Origin of the sequence: Burkholderia sp. Bp8963 (assembly GCF_003854275.1) — a bacterium.
GTDB lineage: Bacteria > Pseudomonadota > Gammaproteobacteria > Burkholderiales > Burkholderiaceae > Burkholderia.
Genome location: NZ_QTQP01000050.1, coordinates 35,724 through 52,209, shown reverse-complemented (window position 1 = coordinate 52,209; position 16,486 = coordinate 35,724). Strand labels below are relative to the sequence as shown.

16 protein-coding genes, 1 tRNA gene and 1 rRNA gene are annotated in these 16,486 nt (G+C 64.7%); 9 read left to right on the top strand and 9 right to left on the bottom strand.

The features are described from left to right. Positions 1 to 69, bottom strand: a 16S ribosomal RNA gene (locus DID96_RS30095); the annotation flags it as partial. Between the two features lie 701 nt (positions 70 to 770). Here DID96_RS30095 and DID96_RS30085 point away from each other — a divergent pair. Then, positions 771 to 1,067, top strand: a complete 297-nt coding sequence (locus tag DID96_RS30085; protein ID WP_185732407.1) for a hypothetical protein — start codon at positions 771 to 773, stop codon at positions 1,065 to 1,067. 154 nt (positions 1,068 to 1,221) lie between these two features. Here DID96_RS30085 and DID96_RS30080 read toward each other — a convergent pair whose 3' ends face one another. Together DID96_RS30080 and DID96_RS30075 are read right to left on the bottom strand one after the other, a co-directional pair. Further along, positions 1,222 to 1,746, bottom strand: a complete 525-nt coding sequence (locus DID96_RS30080; RefSeq protein ID WP_185732406.1) for a cytochrome b — start codon at positions 1,744 to 1,746, stop codon at positions 1,222 to 1,224. Then, complete coding sequence (locus tag DID96_RS30075; protein ID WP_124602869.1) at positions 1,746 to 2,843, bottom strand: catalase family peroxidase; 1,098 nt, start codon at positions 2,841 to 2,843, stop codon at positions 1,746 to 1,748. Before DID96_RS30075 ends, DID96_RS30080 begins: the two co-directional genes overlap by 1 nt. A 158-nt stretch (positions 2,844 to 3,001) precedes the next feature. Between DID96_RS30075 and DID96_RS30070 the strand changes: the two genes are divergently transcribed. Continuing rightward, positions 3,002 to 3,517 (top strand): sigma-70 family RNA polymerase sigma factor, encoded by a 516-nt coding sequence (locus tag DID96_RS30070; protein WP_124602873.1) that lies wholly within the window; start codon positions 3,002 to 3,004, stop codon positions 3,515 to 3,517. Continuing rightward, positions 3,514 to 4,269, top strand: coding sequence for an anti-sigma factor (locus tag DID96_RS30065; RefSeq protein WP_124602868.1), 756 nt, complete (start codon positions 3,514 to 3,516; stop codon positions 4,267 to 4,269). Before DID96_RS30070 ends, DID96_RS30065 begins: the two co-directional genes overlap by 4 nt. Before the next feature lie 1,046 nt (positions 4,270 to 5,315). On the opposite strand, the gene DID96_RS30060 is transcribed toward DID96_RS30065, so the two are convergent. From DID96_RS30060 to DID96_RS30050, 3 genes are all read right to left on the bottom strand, one after another. After that, positions 5,316 to 5,873 (bottom strand): alpha/beta hydrolase, encoded by a 558-nt coding sequence (locus DID96_RS30060; RefSeq protein WP_124602867.1) that lies wholly within the window; start codon positions 5,871 to 5,873, stop codon positions 5,316 to 5,318. Positions 5,874 to 6,027: 154 nt separating this feature from the next. Further along, a complete protein-coding gene (locus tag DID96_RS30055) occupies positions 6,028 to 6,384 on the bottom strand; it encodes a hypothetical protein (RefSeq protein ID WP_124602866.1) in 357 nt (118 codons plus the stop codon). Continuing rightward, positions 6,384 to 6,680, bottom strand: coding sequence for a hypothetical protein (locus DID96_RS30050; RefSeq protein ID WP_124602865.1), 297 nt, complete (start codon positions 6,678 to 6,680; stop codon positions 6,384 to 6,386). Before DID96_RS30050 ends, DID96_RS30055 begins: the two co-directional genes overlap by 1 nt. A gap of 703 nt (positions 6,681 to 7,383) precedes the next feature. Here DID96_RS30050 and DID96_RS30045 point away from each other — a divergent pair. Further along, positions 7,384 to 7,460 (top strand) — tRNA-Val (locus DID96_RS30045). A gap of 103 nt (positions 7,461 to 7,563) precedes the next feature. On the opposite strand, the gene wecB is transcribed toward DID96_RS30045, so the two are convergent. Beyond that, entirely contained in the window at positions 7,564 to 8,781 is a 1,218-nt protein-coding gene (gene wecB / locus DID96_RS30040) for a non-hydrolyzing UDP-N-acetylglucosamine 2-epimerase (protein ID WP_124602864.1), read from the bottom strand. A 589-nt stretch (positions 8,782 to 9,370) separates the two neighbouring features. Here wecB and DID96_RS30035 point away from each other — a divergent pair. The 3 genes from DID96_RS30035 (at position 9,371) to glmS (ending at position 12,364) form a co-directional block, all read left to right on the top strand. Beyond that, positions 9,371 to 9,640, top strand: a complete 270-nt coding sequence (locus tag DID96_RS30035) for a hypothetical protein (protein ID WP_124602863.1) — start codon at positions 9,371 to 9,373, stop codon at positions 9,638 to 9,640. 378 nt (positions 9,641 to 10,018) lie between these two features. Beyond that, positions 10,019 to 10,528 (top strand): hypothetical protein, encoded by a 510-nt coding sequence (locus DID96_RS30030; protein ID WP_124602862.1) that lies wholly within the window; start codon positions 10,019 to 10,021, stop codon positions 10,526 to 10,528. An 18-nt stretch (positions 10,529 to 10,546) separates the two neighbouring features. Next, complete coding sequence (gene glmS / locus DID96_RS30025) at positions 10,547 to 12,364, top strand: glutamine--fructose-6-phosphate transaminase (isomerizing) (protein WP_124602861.1); 1,818 nt, start codon at positions 10,547 to 10,549, stop codon at positions 12,362 to 12,364. Between the two features lie 97 nt (positions 12,365 to 12,461). Here glmS and DID96_RS30020 read toward each other — a convergent pair whose 3' ends face one another. Both DID96_RS30020 and DID96_RS30015 read right to left on the bottom strand, forming a co-directional pair. After that, entirely contained in the window at positions 12,462 to 13,328 is an 867-nt protein-coding gene (locus DID96_RS30020) for a sigma-70 family RNA polymerase sigma factor (RefSeq protein WP_124602860.1), read from the bottom strand. Next, on the bottom strand, positions 13,328 to 13,798 hold the full coding sequence (locus tag DID96_RS30015) for a carboxymuconolactone decarboxylase family protein (RefSeq protein WP_124602859.1): 471 nt from the start codon (positions 13,796 to 13,798) through the stop codon (positions 13,328 to 13,330). Before DID96_RS30015 ends, DID96_RS30020 begins: the two co-directional genes overlap by 1 nt. Before the next feature lie 361 nt (positions 13,799 to 14,159). Between DID96_RS30015 and egtB the strand changes: the two genes are divergently transcribed. Together egtB and egtD are read left to right on the top strand one after the other, a co-directional pair. Beyond that, entirely contained in the window at positions 14,160 to 15,392 is a 1,233-nt protein-coding gene (gene egtB / locus DID96_RS30010; RefSeq protein ID WP_124602858.1) for an ergothioneine biosynthesis protein EgtB, read from the top strand. Continuing rightward, positions 15,376 to 16,383 carry an L-histidine N(alpha)-methyltransferase gene (gene egtD, locus DID96_RS30005; RefSeq protein WP_124602857.1) on the top strand — a complete coding sequence of 336 codons (1,008 nt, stop codon included), beginning with the start codon at positions 15,376 to 15,378 and terminating at the stop codon, positions 16,381 to 16,383. The genes egtB and egtD overlap by 17 nt, the downstream gene beginning before the upstream one ends. The last annotated feature ends 103 nt before the right edge of the window (positions 16,384 to 16,486 follow it).

Below are 16,486 nucleotides of genomic sequence, written 5' to 3'. Positions count from 1 at the left end.
CCGTTCGACTTGCATGTGTAAGGCATGCCGCCAGCGTTCAATCTGAGCCAGGATCAAACTCTTCAGTTTAAACCTGTTACTGTTTTCGGTTTCGTTAGAAACCGGTCGCTCACTCAAAGCTGACAGGTCATATGAATTGCTTCATAAACCTGACTTACTTTAGTGTGAGACTCTTGATACTTTTGCTATCCCGATCCGAGGACCGGGCTCGCTGTCATCAAGCGCCCACACTTATCGGCTGTTAATTTTTAAAGAGCGTTTGCAGCTTTTTTTGCTGCCCTGTCATCAACAGGGAGGCGAATTATGGGCTCCCCCAGCTCTGCCGTCAAGCCCTCCTTGAAAAAAATTTTGCCAAGATGCGCTACCGGGGGATGAGCGGAGGTTGCAGCCAGTGGTCGTAGAGGGGAGCAGCCTCATATCGAAGAGTCGTTCCGCTGCTGCCTCGTGCTCTTCACGCAGTGCTCGTGAGATGCGCTTGCTCCGACGCTCGCGCACAAATTGATCGAACACTCGCTTCAACGACGACTCGCAATCTCCTTGTCACCCGCCGACGATTTCGCCAACAGCGGGCTCCGCTCCCTATTGTTCGACAGCACAAAATTCGAGACGCCTGACGCCTTCTATACCGTTCGGCTAGTTCGCATGTGTTGACCTCATCGAGCGCATTTCTTCGCTTAAACTCAATCAGCACCACCGCACAAAGCGCGGGCCGCATGGGTGGCAGCCCATACGACCCGCTGACCACAACCAACTCATACCAGGAGTCGGAAATGGCTGACGCCAATCATAAGTCACGTCCAAAGAAGCGCAAACCGCGCAAACCGAACACCGTGCTTGCGATGATCCTCCGCAGCACGCCCGACCGACCCAAGAGAGGCTGGCCGTACATGCCATGGATGAGCGTCATCGATGCTCACTTCAAGCTGTTCGGATTCGAACCGGGGGACCGCGTCTTTCTCGACATCAATCACAAGACCCGGAAAATCACCATCACGCCTGACGGTTGCCAGCTTGCGTATCGAGAGCAGCCCTACCATCAGCATGCCGAGCCAGAGCGGCAGGCGTAACAAGCAAGGGCCGCGTTAAGCGGCCCTTATTGCTTTGGTGGCTGGATCAACTTTCAGCGAGTCTCCATGCGCCACTCCGTGGCGCAGATACACCCGCGTTTTTTAACGACCACCTTCAACAACCGTCACAACGGCAGAAAGCGGCCGTCCACGATCACCTCCCTACCATCGCCCTCAACACCCCATCCCGCCTCACCAACCCGTGATAAAGCGCCGCCGCAAAATGCGCAAGAAACGTCGCAAAGAACAGATAAGCGACCCACCGATGCGCATTCCTGAGCCACGCAAACGCCACGGGATCGGCCGCCACGATCGCCGGCAACTGCACCCCACCCCCAAGCGTCACCGGATACCCACCCGCCGAAAGCATCGCCCACCCGATCACCGGCATCGCAACCATCAGCGCATACATCACAAGATGCGACCCATGCGCCGCAGCCTTCTGCCACCCAGGCAAATCCCCCGGCAGCGCCGGCGCCCGCGAACTCAACCGCACCACAACCCGCAAACAAACCAGCACAAGCACCGCCACCCCCAGCGGCTTATGAATCGCGACGAGCACCGCATGCCGCTCCGAAACCGAAGCCACCATCCCCACCCCGATAAACAGCATCGCGACGATCATCGCGGCCATGACCCAATGCAGCACCCTCGCCGGCAAACTGAACGTCGTCTTCATCACCGTTTCTCCGAAGCAATCACCTTCGCCACCCCAGGCACCCCGGCCTCCTCACTCGTCCTTCGCAGATACGAATCCGCATAAGCCGCCGACCTCGCCGCGAGCAACGGATCCTCCGAAGCCTGAATCCCTTCCGGCAACACCGTCGGGTCGTAATTCACATCCCGACAAGGCCCGCTGTCCTGCGCCTCCACGCGATCGAGCACCAGCGTCCCCGCATTGATCGTCGTCCGTTGCGCGGGCCAGACCTTCGTCGCGTCGTCCACCGGATCTCCCGGCTCCGCGAGCGTGAGCACCAACTTCCACCGCTGCGCACCGTCCGCGATCCGCCGAGCCAGATCCGCCTGCAACACATCCGGATCCCCGGCCTTCGCGACATCCCCCGCCCCGGCCATCTGCTGCGGCACCACCTGCCACCGCACCGCCTGCCGCTTCCCGCCAGCATCGACGAGATAAAACGCATTCAACGAGGAATAAGCCTCGGTGGCATAACTCCCACTCGGCTTCGCCCCTTTCACCCATTCCCGAAACGCCGTCGTCTCCGGATGCGCAGCGAAAAACGCCTTGAGCTTCGCCGGATCCGGCTTCCCGGTCTTCGGATCGGGCCGCCCCGCCACCGTCAGCGCATAGAACGCGGCCGGCGTCGCCACCGGAAACACCGGCATGCTGTTCATCCCGGTCCGCCATTGCTCCCCATCCGGCGCGGTGAGCCGCAACGCCATGCTCCGGATCGGCACGCTGCTATCCGGCGCATACGGATTCCCGCCCGGCAACGCGAACCGCCCAACCACCGGCGTCCGCACCGCCTTGAAAAAGGGTGCGGTCGAATAAGCGCTCGCCGCGCCATTCCCTTCGAAGTAACCGCTCACACAAACGCCTTTCGCGTGATTGCGCCTAAACCCAGGATGTACGCCGCCGTTCGCCTGCAGCGCGTCGACGAGCCTGTCGGGCGTCAGCCGCCCTGGCGCGAGCCACCCGCCGACATACCCGAACGCCGCCGCCACGCCCACCACGGCCCCGCCAATCGCCGCCCAGCGCCAGAACCCGCGCCCAGGCTCACCCTGCGGCGAAGAAGATGAAGAAGAAGATCGCTCCATGTTGTCACTCCCGACCTCGCGGTCTTGTATCGAACCGCCGTAGGACGCCCCACCGCCCGCTTTATTCCATCGAAGAATTTTTTCTATGCTGGTGGAATAACCGCGCCCGGCAGACGTCCTACGCAACGAATCCACGCCGCTCCGGCATCTGGCCCGCCATGTCCTCGACCGACCAAGACGATCAACTGCGCGAACAGCTCCCGCGGCTGCGCCGCTTCGCGCTCTGGCTGACCCGCGACGTCCACGCGGCCGACGATCTCGTGCAGTCGGCGCTCGAGCGCGCGCTGTCGCGCTGGTCGAGCCGCCGCGACGACGCGTCGCTGCGCAGCTGGCTCTTCACGATCCTTTACCGGCAGTTTCTCGACGGCAAACGCCGCGCGAAACGCTACGCGTGGCTGCTCGGCCGCATCAAGGACGACGACGAGCCGCACTGGCCGTCCGCCGAACGCGAGGTGGCCGCGCGCGCGACGCTCGAAGCGTTCGGCCGCCTCTCCGACGAGCAGCGCAGCCTGCTGCTGCTCGTCGCGGTCGAGGGCTTCAGCTACCAGGAAGTCGCCGATCTGCTCGACGTGCCGATCGGCACCGTGATGTCGCGACTCTCCCGCGCGCGCCAGGCGCTGCGCCGGCTCAGCGACGGCGAACTCCCCGCCCCCTCCCTCCGGTTGATGAAATGAACATCCCACCCGACGAACACGACCTCCACGCCTACGTCGACGGCCAGCTCGATGACGACGCTCGCGCTGCGGTCGAGCGCTATCTCGCGCATCACCCGGAACGCGCGGAACAGGTGCAGCGCTGGCGGCAGGACGCGCAGCGGCTGCGGGCCGCGCTCGCAAGTGTGTCGCCGCCGTTCGAAAACCCGGCGCTCGATCCGGCGGCGATCCGCGCGCGCCGCAACGAGCGCACGCGGATGCGGTTCGCGATGGCCGCATCCTTTGTTCTCTGCATCGGCCTCGGCACGTTCGGCGGCTGGCAGGCGCGCGGCTGGAACGCGCCGACGGCCGCCGCGCCTATGAGCGATGCGGTCGAGGCGTACAAGATGATGGTCGTGGATCGCAGGGCGCGGGTGGATGTCACGCCGACGAGTGCGGGAGAGTTGCAGACTTGGCTCACTCGTCAGGTCGGGCCGGGCGCGAAGTTGCCGGATTTGAGCGCGGCAGGCTTCCGTCCGGTGGGCGGGCGTCTGTTTGCGACCGAGCGTGGTGCGGCGGTAATGGTGCTTTACGAAGACAACGCGGGGCGCACGTTGAGCTTCTACGTGCGGCCGCCTGAATCCGCGCGTCGGCTGCTCGCAGCGGGCGAACGCGTCGACGGTGAATTGCTCGCGCGCTATGGCTCACTGCATGGGCTCAACTACGCGGTGGTCGGAAAAGCCGACAGCCTCGGTGAGAAAGCCCTCGCGCGCGCGCTCGACGAGCAGACGTAATCGGCACTCGTTCTTCGCCTGAGGCTGAACGCGTCCGCTCTTGCACCGTATGACGGGCGTTCTCGACCCCAGAGCCGTGCACGCTCACCGTTCGATTGCACAGCGTTTCGAGTCGTTTTGGGGATCGGATATCCACAACGGTAACGACGAGGCGAAACGCTCAACCGAGGGGTTCACACTCACCATTGAAAGGCACAGGGTTTTGAGTCCTTTGTGCGGTCGGATATCCACAATGGAAGCGACTGTTCAACGCTTTCGTTCGATGGCGTTCAGCCTCACCACTAGAATGCACAGCGTTTCGAGTGATTTCTGAAGGCAGATATCCACAATACGCGTGACGACTTTGCCGACCGCTTGCGCTTCAATCGAGACGCCTGTCTATCCGCCCGAAACGTCCGCGCATAGGCCGATTGGCGCGATGCACTCAAATGCAGGCATCAACCCTCACCCTGCCGATTCACAGCGTTTCGAGTCGTCTTGAGGGTCGGTTATCCACAATGAAATCAACAGCGCAGCCGGCCCCTTTTGCTTTAACCGGGAGCCGCCTCTTCGAGCAAAAATCACTGCCGCTAGTCACGCGAACACCAGCTCGAATTCGATCGCACCGTAGAATGCGCGTCGCTTGGCAGATACGCGCGGCCGCGCACGATATCACACACAGCGTTTGCGATTGCTTTTGAGGGTGTTTTCCACACCGCGAGTACAGTGTCGTACGCCCAACGGCACCCCATCCGAAGCGGATACGCTTCGATAGCGACAAGCAGCGGAGGCCGTCTCCACTCGATCGACGCAGCAAGATCGAAGGTCGTGATTGAACCAGCGCGACACAACGCGCTCGCGCCACGCTACACAGCGTTTTCGACCCGTTTGAACGCGCTTGTCCACATCCCCAAAGGCACGACAATCACCCCCGCCGCCGCTCAAACCGGCGCGGCACACACAGCGTTTTTAATTCTTTGCGCGGAGATTATCCACATGCCGTATTGCGGCGCCCTTTCGTCACGATGCTGAATTATCGAGGCTATCGTCGAGACCCGCCATGTTGGCTACGCGAGATCGGCCAGGAATTGGCCAAAGAGAACCAGGCCCTGCGGCCAGAGCCCCAACTTTTCGGACGCACCGATATGGCCGAGCGGACCGGCATTGATGAAGCGAGAACCCCACGCCTCGGCAAACTGTGTTGCTCGATCAAGCGATACGTGCGGGTCGTTGCTGCTGGCAACAACCATCGACGGGAACGGTAGTGTCTTCAGTGCCATGGGCGAAAAACCGGTAATCGCCGAATTTGCCAAGGCTGTTTCCGTGTCTCGATCGGTTGGCGCGACGAGAAAGGCACCTGCCACCGGCCCGGTTTGTCCCGCTAGCGCCCATCGGGTCGCCAACGATGTGCCGAGACTATGGGCAACGAGAATCACCGGGCGGCTGCGCCGCGCCACCTCACCGGATAGGCACTTCGCCCATTTTTCGTAGTCAGCGTGGTCCCAGTCATCCTGGACGACACGCTGTATCGAGGGAAAGGCCTGCTCCCAGTGGCTTTGCCAGTTGTCCGGGCCGGAGTTTCGCCAACCCGGGAGTGTGAGGATGTCGAACGCATCGGTAAGCACGGTGCCCCCTTCAATTGAACACTGGCTGTATTGTCAGTAGCGCCTCGCCGTCAGGAAAGAGACGGATTGGATCAAAGTCGCTGATCTGTACCGGTCACGCTCCAATACAGATGCCGGTATATCGGTTCGAAACGCGCGACCGATGGCCTCACCATCACCGGTTCCCGTCCTCGTCTGCATCGCGCACGTTGTCCTGCACGCGTTTCATTTCCAGTAGGCAGCCATGACACGCGGCCGTCATCGTCGCGAGCGCGGCCCAGGCCGCATCCTCGCCGACGATGCGGTAATTGCCGTCCGCGTCGCGCACGCCGCCGAGCGCCTTGAACGTCAGCGCGTCCGATTCGAGGATGAAGCACAACCATTCGACGCCGTCGTCTTCGAGCATCAGCTTCACGAGCCGGCTGCCGGCCGCCCATCCGGCTCGCCCGCCGTACAGCAGTTCGGCTGCGGTACGCGTCAGATTGACGCCGCTGCCGCGGCCATGCACGGAACACTGGACTGCCGCCATCATCACTCCTCGTTCATCGTCGAAAGCGCGCCATTCGCCGCTTGCCTGAGCTGCTCCAGCTTGTCCCACCATGCGTTGTTGGACAGATACGGGATATGCGCGGTGTTCAGATCGCCGAGCCATCGAATCTTCGTCATGTCCTCCAGCCGCAGCAACGCGGCCCGGCGGTCGGCAGCCAACGTCGCCTGATCGCAGGCAATGCCCGCAAGCCGCGCTACCTCGCCGGCCATCGACGGAAAACCCGCTACGGTGAGATCGTCCGAGATGATCGCGCACTGCGCCTGCAGTTTTATGAACATGGTTGAACCGCTCGCTGTGTCGACGCGCGGGATTCTACAGAGGATTCACAGCGAAAACGCTGTGCTCCCGAGCACGCTTTGGGTCATCGCCTCACAGCATTTCGGGTCGTCCATGCACAGGTCACAGTCGCCGCGCTGTGCTTATCCAATGGTTTTGACTTGTTGTGTATATATACGTAGTGATAGTTAACAAGCTGCTCGCCGTTCTGTGGATAACTACCCTAACGTACTGAAAAATAAGCGCGATGCGGAATTCATAACCGTACGCGACTCGCGTGCAAAGTTCCGGCGAGCACAGAACAACTTTTGCGCGGATTCACAGACGTCACAGATATCCTCAATCGTTCCACTGTGAATCCAGAGGCTTGCGAAGCGGTTATCCAGAAGCGAATGTGGATAACCTCACAGCAACGACTCGTTACGCTGTGCTTCGCATGTTGCATCCACAGATGCGCGACTCCACGATGTCACCATCTCATCGATCACAAGCAGCGCGACCGCGTCGCGTATCACGCGTGCGCGCATCGCATGACATGCACCGCAAATAACGAAGCGCATCGCGCAGCACTTCTCGAACCGCGCAAACCGTTGGCACACAAGGGTTCCAGCGAGCTTCACGCGTCGCCACTCACGTCGATTCAAAAAATTTTCATCAAAACGCTTGTGCTCCCCACCGACCCTCTCTATAATTCGCCGCTTCACTAGGCTCGTAGCTCAGCTGGTTAGAGCACCACCTTGACATGGTGGGGGTCGTTGGTTCGAGTCCAATCGAGCCTACCAACGCACAATTGAAGGGGTCCGGCAGTACGCATTGCCCATAGGCAACGCGGCTCGCCAACAGTACAGACGCCGCGCGGCAAAACCGCGCGGCGTTTTTTTTCGTTCAGGCCGAACGCAGCGCATGCAGTCCGAGCGCCAGCGCGTTATACGGCATTTCCCCCGCACCCATTCCGAAATTCACGATGTTCGGCAGCGCATGCCGGCGGCTCAGCAGCGCCTGCACGATCCGCTCGCACGCATGGCCGTCGCCGTACGGATTGCTCGCATGCGCCATCTCGTCGTATGCGCGTTCGTTGCCGATCAGACGCGATGCCTCTTCGACGAGCCGTGCCGCATCGGCACCGACGAGCCGCGCGGTGCCGGCCTGGATCGCCTCGGGTCGCTCGCTCGTGTCGCGCGTGACGAGCACCGGCTTGCCGAGCGCGGGCGCCTCCTCCTGGATCCCGCACGAATCGGTGATGATGAAGTGGGCGCGCGACATCAGGAACACGAACGACAGGTACGCCTGCGGTTCGATCACGTGCAGGTTCGCGATCCCGTCGAGCAGCGCGTGCATCGGTTCGTCGACAAGCGAGTCGCCGTGCAGCGCATAGACGAACTGCACGTCGCGGTGCCGGCCCGCGAGCACGCGCAGCGCGCGGCCGAAGTGCACGAGTGCGTCGCCGGTGCCGACGTGGTGGCCGGACACGAGCACGATCCGCGCATCGCCGCCGAGGAACGGGTAGCGCGCGGTGATGGTCTGTGCGAACGCGTCGTCGCGCTCGAGCACGCGTCGCACGCCCTGCAGCGCGTCGATCAGCGTGTCGCCGCTCAGCACGACGCTGTCGGCCGGCACGCCTTCGCTGAACAGGTTGCGCTGTGCGCGCTCGGTCGGCGCGAAATGCCACGACGACACCGCGTCGGTGATCCGGCGGTTCAGCTCTTCGGGCCACGGCGACCAGATGTCGCCGCTGCGCAGCCCCGCCTCGACGTGCGCGACCGGCAGGTACCGGTAGAACGCCGCGAGGCTGACCATCAGCGTCGTCGTCGTGTCGCCGTACACGACGACCGTATCCGGATGCAGCCGGTCGAACAGCCCGCCAACTGCCTGCAGCAGCCCTGGCGTCGCATCAGCGTGCACATGGCCGGGGTCGGTCAGGTTCAGCGCGAAGTCGGGCGTGATGTCGAACAACGCGAGCAGCGGGTCGAACATCTCCCGCTGCCGCGCGGCGGTCACGCACACCTTCGCATCGATGTTGCCGTGGGCCCTCAGCGCGCGCACGAGCGGTGCCATCCCGACCGCTTCCTGACGCGTACCGAACACAAACAAGAATTTCCGCATGTCGAACCTCGAATCGCTCCCTGATTCCGTTCGTCCAGGCGCGCGAGGCGGCCCCGCACGCTTGCACGGGGATGGGCGGCGCAACACGGTCGCCTGCCGCCGGGCCGATCCGCACCGGCCGGCAGTCAGCCGCGCCGCGTGAAGGCCGGGGAGGTTCGTCGTGGGGGCTTGCGTCGGCGAAGCGTCCCCGTGCCCGCCATCTCGTTGCGAGTGGCAAGTCATGTCATCTGTCGTTACCTCTATTCATGCAATCGGTTTCACCGGCCGATTGTGTGTGTTGCCGCTTCTGCGTGCACGCGTGTCGGCATACTGAATGCTGCATATTTCAAACCAGCCGCGCCGCGTCCGGCGAGCGCGGTGCGTGACGCGCGGGGTGGGCTGCCAGGCCGTGCGGAATGTTTCATACGTGATACGGGGTGCGGCGCGTGCCGATGGCCGTACGCGGGGCGCAATTGCATTTCGTAGGATCACGAAGCGTGCGGCACGTCGGCCGACACGGCTGGCCGAACGCCGTCATCCATGCATGTCGATACGGCATTCTGGCGGCGGCGATCGTGATGCGGCGTACATGACTGACGATTGAGTGCGCATGTTGATTTCTCCGGGGCGAACGCGCGCGGCGCAATCGTCGCGTGCCGATGCATCGAAACGTTGCGTCCGTGAAACGAATGCCCGACGTCCGTTCCTTGCCATCGTCAGCGCGCTGCCGGTGAGCCGCTCCTACGTGCAAATCGAACGTCCGGGCATCTTCACCCTCGCCTTCTGCACCGCGAACGCTCCCGTTCGAGCCTTGCACGACGCGCGTCAGGGCCGCACGGTGCGGCCTCCGGCACGCCCCGCACGGCGCACCGACTTCTGATACGTCGATGAATCAAAAACCTTTCGACTGGGCTGCCCTCGTGCTTTTCGCGCGGCCCTCCCGCCTTGCCGCACGGGCCGCGCCGCTCGATGGCTCGGCGCTTGCTTCGGTCAGGATGAACCCCGTCCCAGATGCATGAATGACAGGCCGGTAACTACGGGACGGTGAAAGCGACTGAAACGAGGTCGGGAAACGGTGTGAGGGATCGGCATCGGCGGCGCCGCCAGCGGAAAGCGGCGACGCAATCGATGCGTGCTCTGCCGGCCCCTTTTGCATTTTGTCCAACTGCGACCACTCCCGTGGGCGCAGACCCGGGGACGAACGATGAAGGACTGTCGGGCGGTGCCGTACTGCGTCACGTACCGCGTCGAAGACGTCATGCTGCTCGCGCTGGCCTGCGCGCTGGCCGCGTACGATGCGGCGCTGGCGTGTCCGGCATGGGGTCGTGTCGCATTGCCGCTGTGGTCGTACGTGGCGTTCTGGATGTGGCCGGCGTTGACGCCAATCTGCGTGCGTGCGGTGCGCCGAGGCACGCGTTGCGCTGTTCGGATCGGCCTTTCACCCTTCCCGCTTCACCTCTGTCCAGCCGGATCGCACGCCACGTCAGGGGCGCTGTTCTGCGAGCAACCGTCACGTGCGTGCCTGCCATACGCGCGACGCATCCTCGCGATGCGGGCCGACACGTCGCCGCCCAGCGATGATGACCGTCACCCCGGCGATGCGCCCTTGCCGCTTCGCATCTCCGCCGCCCTGCATCGCGTCGTGCCGCGTACGCGCACCGGTTGCCACCGCGCCGCATTGCACGTGTGCGGCCGTACCCGTATCGGCGGCGGACGTGCAATGCGCAGCCCGCGCGCAGGCCGTTCGTGCGTGCGGCACCGGGCCTAACACTGGAGGTAGCGCGTCATGTGTGGAATCGTCGGCGCGGTCGCGCAACGGAACATCGTTCCGATCCTGATCGAAGGCTTACGCCGCCTCGAATATCGCGGCTACGACTCATGCGGCGTCGCGACTGTCGTCGACGGCGCGGCGCGCCGCGAACGCAGCGTGTCGCGCGTCGCGGATCTCGAAGCGCACGTCGCAAGCGCCGGGCTGTCCGGCAGCACGGGCATCGCGCATACGCGCTGGGCGACACATGGCGCGCCGGCGACCTGCAACGCGCACCCGATCTTCTCGCGCGACGAGATCGCGCTCGTGCACAACGGCATCATCGAGAACCACGAAACGTTGCGCTTACAACTATCAGACCAACACTACGAATTCGACGGGCAGACCGACACCGAGGTTGTCGCGCACCTGATCCACAGCAAGTACCGCGGCGACCTGCTCGCGGCCGTGCGCGACGCGACCACGCAGCTGCACGGCGCGTATGCGATCGCGGTGTTCAGCAAGTCCGAGCCGCAGCGGCTCGTCGGCGCGCGGGTCGGCTCGCCGCTCGTGGTCGGGCTGAAGGACGGCGAGTGCTTCGTCGCGTCGGATGCGCTCGCGCTCGCGGGCATCACCGACCGCTTCATCTTTCTCGAGGAAGGCGACATCGTCGAGCTGATGGCCGGCCATGTGCGGATCTTCGATCGCAACGGCCATGAGGTCGAGCGGCCGGTGCAGACGGTCGCGAGCGGTGAAGGCGTAGTCGAGCTCGGCCCGTATCGGCATTTCATGCAGAAGGAGATCTTCGAGCAGCCGCACGCGGTCGCGGCGACGATTCCCGATGCGGGGCTGTTCGATCCCGCAGTATTCGGGCCGGACGCGCGGCACATATTCGAGCAGATCGACAACGTGCTGATCCTCGCGTGCGGCACGAGCCATTATTCGGGGCTCACCGCGCGCCGCTGGCTCGAGACGATCGCGCGGATGCCCGCGCAGGTCGAGATCGCAAGCGAATACCGCTACAGCGATGCGCTCGCAACGCCGAACACGCTGGTCGTCGTCGTGTCGCAGTCGGGCGAGACGGCCGACACGCTCGCGGCGCTCAAGTACGCGCAATCACTCGGCCATCCCGATACGCTCGCGATCTGCAACGTGCCGACGAGCGCGATGGTGCGGCAGACGGGCCTGCGGTTCCTGACGCGCGCGGGCCCGGAGATCGGCGTTGCGTCGACGAAGGCGTTCACGACACAGCTCGTCGCGCTGTTCATCCTCGCGGTCACGCTCGGCCGGCTGCGCGGCTTCGTCGACGACACGCAGCTCGCGCGCTACACGACGCAGCTGCGGCGCCTGCCGGACGCGCTCGCCGACGTGCTCGCGCTCGAGCCGCAGGTCGAGCGCTGGGCTGCGGAATTCGCGTGCCACGAGAACGCGCTGTTCCTTGGTCGCGGTCTGCATTATCCGATCGCGCTAGAAGGCGCGCTGAAGCTGAAGGAGATCTCGTACATCCACGCGGAAGCGTATCCGGCAGGCGAGCTGAAGCACGGGCCGCTCGCGCTCGTCACGCACACGATGCCGGTCGCGACGATCGCGCCGAACGACACGCTGCTCGAGAAGCTGAAATCGAACATGCAGGAGGTGAGGGCGCGCGGCGGGCAACTGTACGTGTTTGCGGATGCCGACACGCGAATCGACAACGGCGACGGCATTTCGGTGATACGGATGCCTGATTATTACGGGTTGATGTCGCCGATCCTGCACGTCGTGCCGCTGCAACTGCTCGCGTATCACGCGGCGTGCATCCGCGGCGCGGATATCGACAAGCCGAGGAATCTCGCGAAATCGGTGACGGTAGAGTAAGGGAGGAGCGGGGCGCGACCCGGACGGCGTTTGCGGCAACACGGGCCGTCCGGGTACGCGCGTCGTCAGCCGCGCAACCGCAGCCGCGCATCGCGCATCAATGCAGATGCCGCAGCTTGTCCGGATTGCGGACGACGTAGATCGCCGCGATCTTGCCGTCCTCGATCTCGAGCGCGGTCGTCTGCAGCTCGCCGTCGGCTTCCAGCGTGACGAAGCCCGGCAGCCCGTTGACGAACCCCGCGCGCACGAGCGTCGAACCTTGCTTGCTGAAAAGTGCGGCCAGGGTTTCGTGCACCCGCATCACGCCTTCGAAGCCGAAGATCGGCCGGTTCGCGGCCGGGCGCTTGCCGCCGCCGTCCGCATGCAGGCTCACGTCTTCGGCGAGCATCGCGCCGAGCGCGCGCATGTCGCCGCTGCGCGACGCCGCGAAGAACGCTTCGGCAATCTCGATCCCGCGTTGCTGCTCGACATGAAACCGTGGCCGCGCGTCGCGCACGTGCGTGCGTGCCCGCGCGGCGAGCTGCCGGCACGCGGCCGGCTCGCGCTGGATGGTTGCCGCGACCTCGTCGAACTCGAGGCCGAACACGTCGTGCAGCAGGAACGCCGCGCGCTCGAGCGGCGACAGGCGCTCGAGCGCGAGCATCAGCGGCAGCGTGACGTCCTCCGCTTCGTCTTCCTCGACGACGGGATCGGGCAGCCACGGGCCGATATAGGTCTCGCGCTGATGCCGCGCGGACTTGAGCTGGTCGAGGCACATCCGCATCACCATGCGGCGCAGGAACGCCTCGGGCACGCGCACCTCGGCGCGCTCGACGTCCATCCAGCGGATGAACGCCTCCTGCACCATGTCCTCGGCGTCCGCGACCGAACCGAGCATCCGGTACGCGACGCGGATCAGCGTGCGGCGCAGCGGGTTGAAGCTCGCCGCCGCGTCCGCTGTATTGGCCGAATCGGCGTCTGTCATCAGGCCGCCGCCTTGGCCGCCGCCTTCGCGACGGCCGGGTCGACCCACAGGCCGAAGCCGACCGCGAGACGGTTCCAGCCGTTGATCACGTTGATCATCAGCGTGAGCTTCACCTGTTCCTCCTGCGTAAATTGGTCGTTCAGCGCCGCGTACGCGGCCTCGTCCGGATGTCCTTCCGACAGCCGCGTGAGCGCGTCGGTCCAGCCGAGCGCCGCGCGTTCGCGGTCGGTGTAGCAGGGCGCTTCGCGCCACGCGGACAGCAGATACAGGCGTTGCTCGGTCTCGCCGTTCGCGCGCGCTTCGGCCGTATGCATGTTAAGGCAATTGGCGCATGCGTTGAGCTGCGACGCACGGATCTTGACCAGCTCGATCAGCGTCGGTTCGAGGCTCGCGGCGGCAGCCAGCGACATGCCCATCCAGTTCTTCATCAGCGACGGGGCAGCGGCAAACGGGTCGAGTTTCGCAGTCATGGTTGCATCTCCTTGGGTGGGTTACGCTGACATGACGAGCGAGCCACCCGCGTGTGTGACATCCGCGCAAAACTTTTTTCGGCGCGAGTGAGACAGGCGTGCAACCGCCCGCCCGCCTGTTCATCAGATCCTTTCATTCTTCTTGCGCCGCTGTTTCATTCGCGTCACCACGCGCGACGTTCACATTTCTGGTCCATACTCCTCTGCACGGGCAGACGAAGCGCCGTCGCAACGTCAGACGTGCGCCACCTGTCATGCGGCACGCCCGTCGCAGCATCGAAGTTCTCACGTCAGTCGCGCGCATCGAGCGCGGGCTTTCGTTTCCGGCAACGCAGCTATTCGCGACGTGGACGGTAAACCGATGAGCCTCCTTGCATCCCAGCTTCAGCGCCGCTACCGCGACGTTCGCGCGGGCAGCGTCGAGCTGACGGCGACGCTGTCAGCCGAAGACCAGGCCGTGCAGTCGATGCCCGACGCGAGCCCGGTCAAGTGGCATCTCGCGCATACGACGTGGTTCTTCGAGACGGTCGTGCTGATGCGCCGCGTCGGCGGCTATGCGCCGTTCGACGACGCGTACGCGTTCCTCTTCAACTCCTATTACGAATCGCTCGGCCCGCGCCATCCGCGGCCGCAGCGCGGCCTGCTCACGCGTCCGTCGCTCGACGAGGTGCACGCGTACCGGCAATACGTCGACGACGCGATGCTGCGCATGCTCGCGGATGCGGATGCGTCGCTGCTCGATACGATCGCGCCGGAACTCGAGCTCGGGCTCCATCACGAGCAGCAGCACCAGGAGCTGATCGTCACTGACATGCTGCATGCGTTCTCGTGCAATCCGCTGCTGCCGGCGTTCCGGCCGCGCGACGGTGCGCGCGAGGCCCACACGCGCGAGGCCGATACGCTGCGCTGGCTGCGCCAGCCGGGCGGGCTCGTCGAGATCGGCCACGATGGCCACGGCTTTTCGTTTGACAACGAACGGCCGCGGCACACGGCGCTGCTACGGCCTTACGACATCGCGGATCGACTCGTGACCAACGCGGAGTTCGCGGCGTTCATCGCCGACGGCGGCTATGCGCGCCCGGAATTCTGGCTGTCGGACGGCTGGGCCACGGTGCAGCGCGAAGGCTGGTGCGCGCCCGCGTACTGGATCGTCGAAGACGAAGACGAACCTGAACCGGCTCCGCCATACGATGCGCCGCAGCGCGCATACGGCCTGCATGGCGCGGAACCGCTCGCGCCCGACGCGCCGGTGTGCCACGTGAGCTTTTACGAGGCGGCCGCGTATGCGGAATGGGCGGGCGCGCGGCTGCCGACCGAATTCGAATGGGAAGCCGCGTACTGCGCGGACGGGATCCGGCAGATGACGGGCCATGCGTGGCAGTGGACGCGCTCGTCATACGAGCCGTATCCGGGCTTCCGGCCGCTCGCGGGCGTCGCGGCCGAATACAACGGCAAGTTCATGGTCGGCCAGCAGGTCCTGCGCGGCAGCAGCATCGCGACGCCGCCCGGGCATGCGCGGCCGACGTACCGCAATTTCTTTCCGCCGGCCGCGCGCTGGCAATTCACGGGAGTGCGACTTGCGAGAGACGTCTGACCTGAGCGCCGCGCACGGTGGCCTGCAAGCAGCCCGCGACCCGCGGCCGAGCGCGTTCGAGTGCGACCTGATCGACGGGCTGTCGCGGCGGCCGCGCAGCATCCCGCCAAAGTACTTCTACGACGCGGCCGGTTCCGCGCTGTTCGACCTGATCTGCGCGCTGCCGGAGTACTACCCGACGCGCACCGAGCTCGGCATCCTGCGCGCACACGCGGCCGACATCGTGCGGCGCGTCGGCCCGCATGCGGACATCGTCGAATTCGGCGCGGGCTCGCTAGAGAAGATCCGCATCCTGCTCGACGCGTTCGCGGCCGAGCAAGCGCCTGCGCGCTATGTGCCGGTCGACATCTCGGCCGACTACCTGCACGACGCGGCCGCACGGCTGCGCGCCGCGTATCCGTGGCTCGACGTCGCGCCGCTCGCCGCCGACTACACGAAGGCCGACGAGCTCGCCGTGCTGTCGGCGTCGCCGCGCCGGCGCATCGGCTTCTTTCCGGGCTCGACGATCGGCAACTTCTCGCCGGACGAAGCCGATGCGTTCCTGCACGATGCCGCGCGCCTGCTGCGTGGCGGGGGGCTGCTGGTTGGCGCCGATCTCGTGAAGGACCCGGACACGCTGCATCGCGCGTACAACGACGCGCAAGGCGTAACCGCGCAATTCAACCTGAACCTGCTCGCGCGCGCGAACGCCGAGCTCGGTGCCGATTTCGACCTCGACGCCTTCACCCATTGCGCGTTCTACGATCCGCAGCTGCAGCGGATCGAAATGCATCTGGTCAGCGAGCGCGCGCAGACCGTCCGCGTGTGCGGCCGCACGTTCCGCTTCGATGCGGGCGAGCGCATCCATACCGAGAACTCGTACAAATTCACCATCGACGGCTTCCAGGCGATCGCGCGCCGCGCAGGGTTCGTGCCCGATACCGTATGGACCGACGACGCGCAGCTGTTCAGCGTGCACTGGCTGCGCAGCCCGGGCGACGTGCGCGCGTGACCACGGGTGATGCGTGCCGCCGGGCAGGGCGGTGCGCAACGCCACGCATGACGGCGCGTGCCGCATCGGCGCAACGGCATCGTGCCGCCCGCTTTCCTTTGTG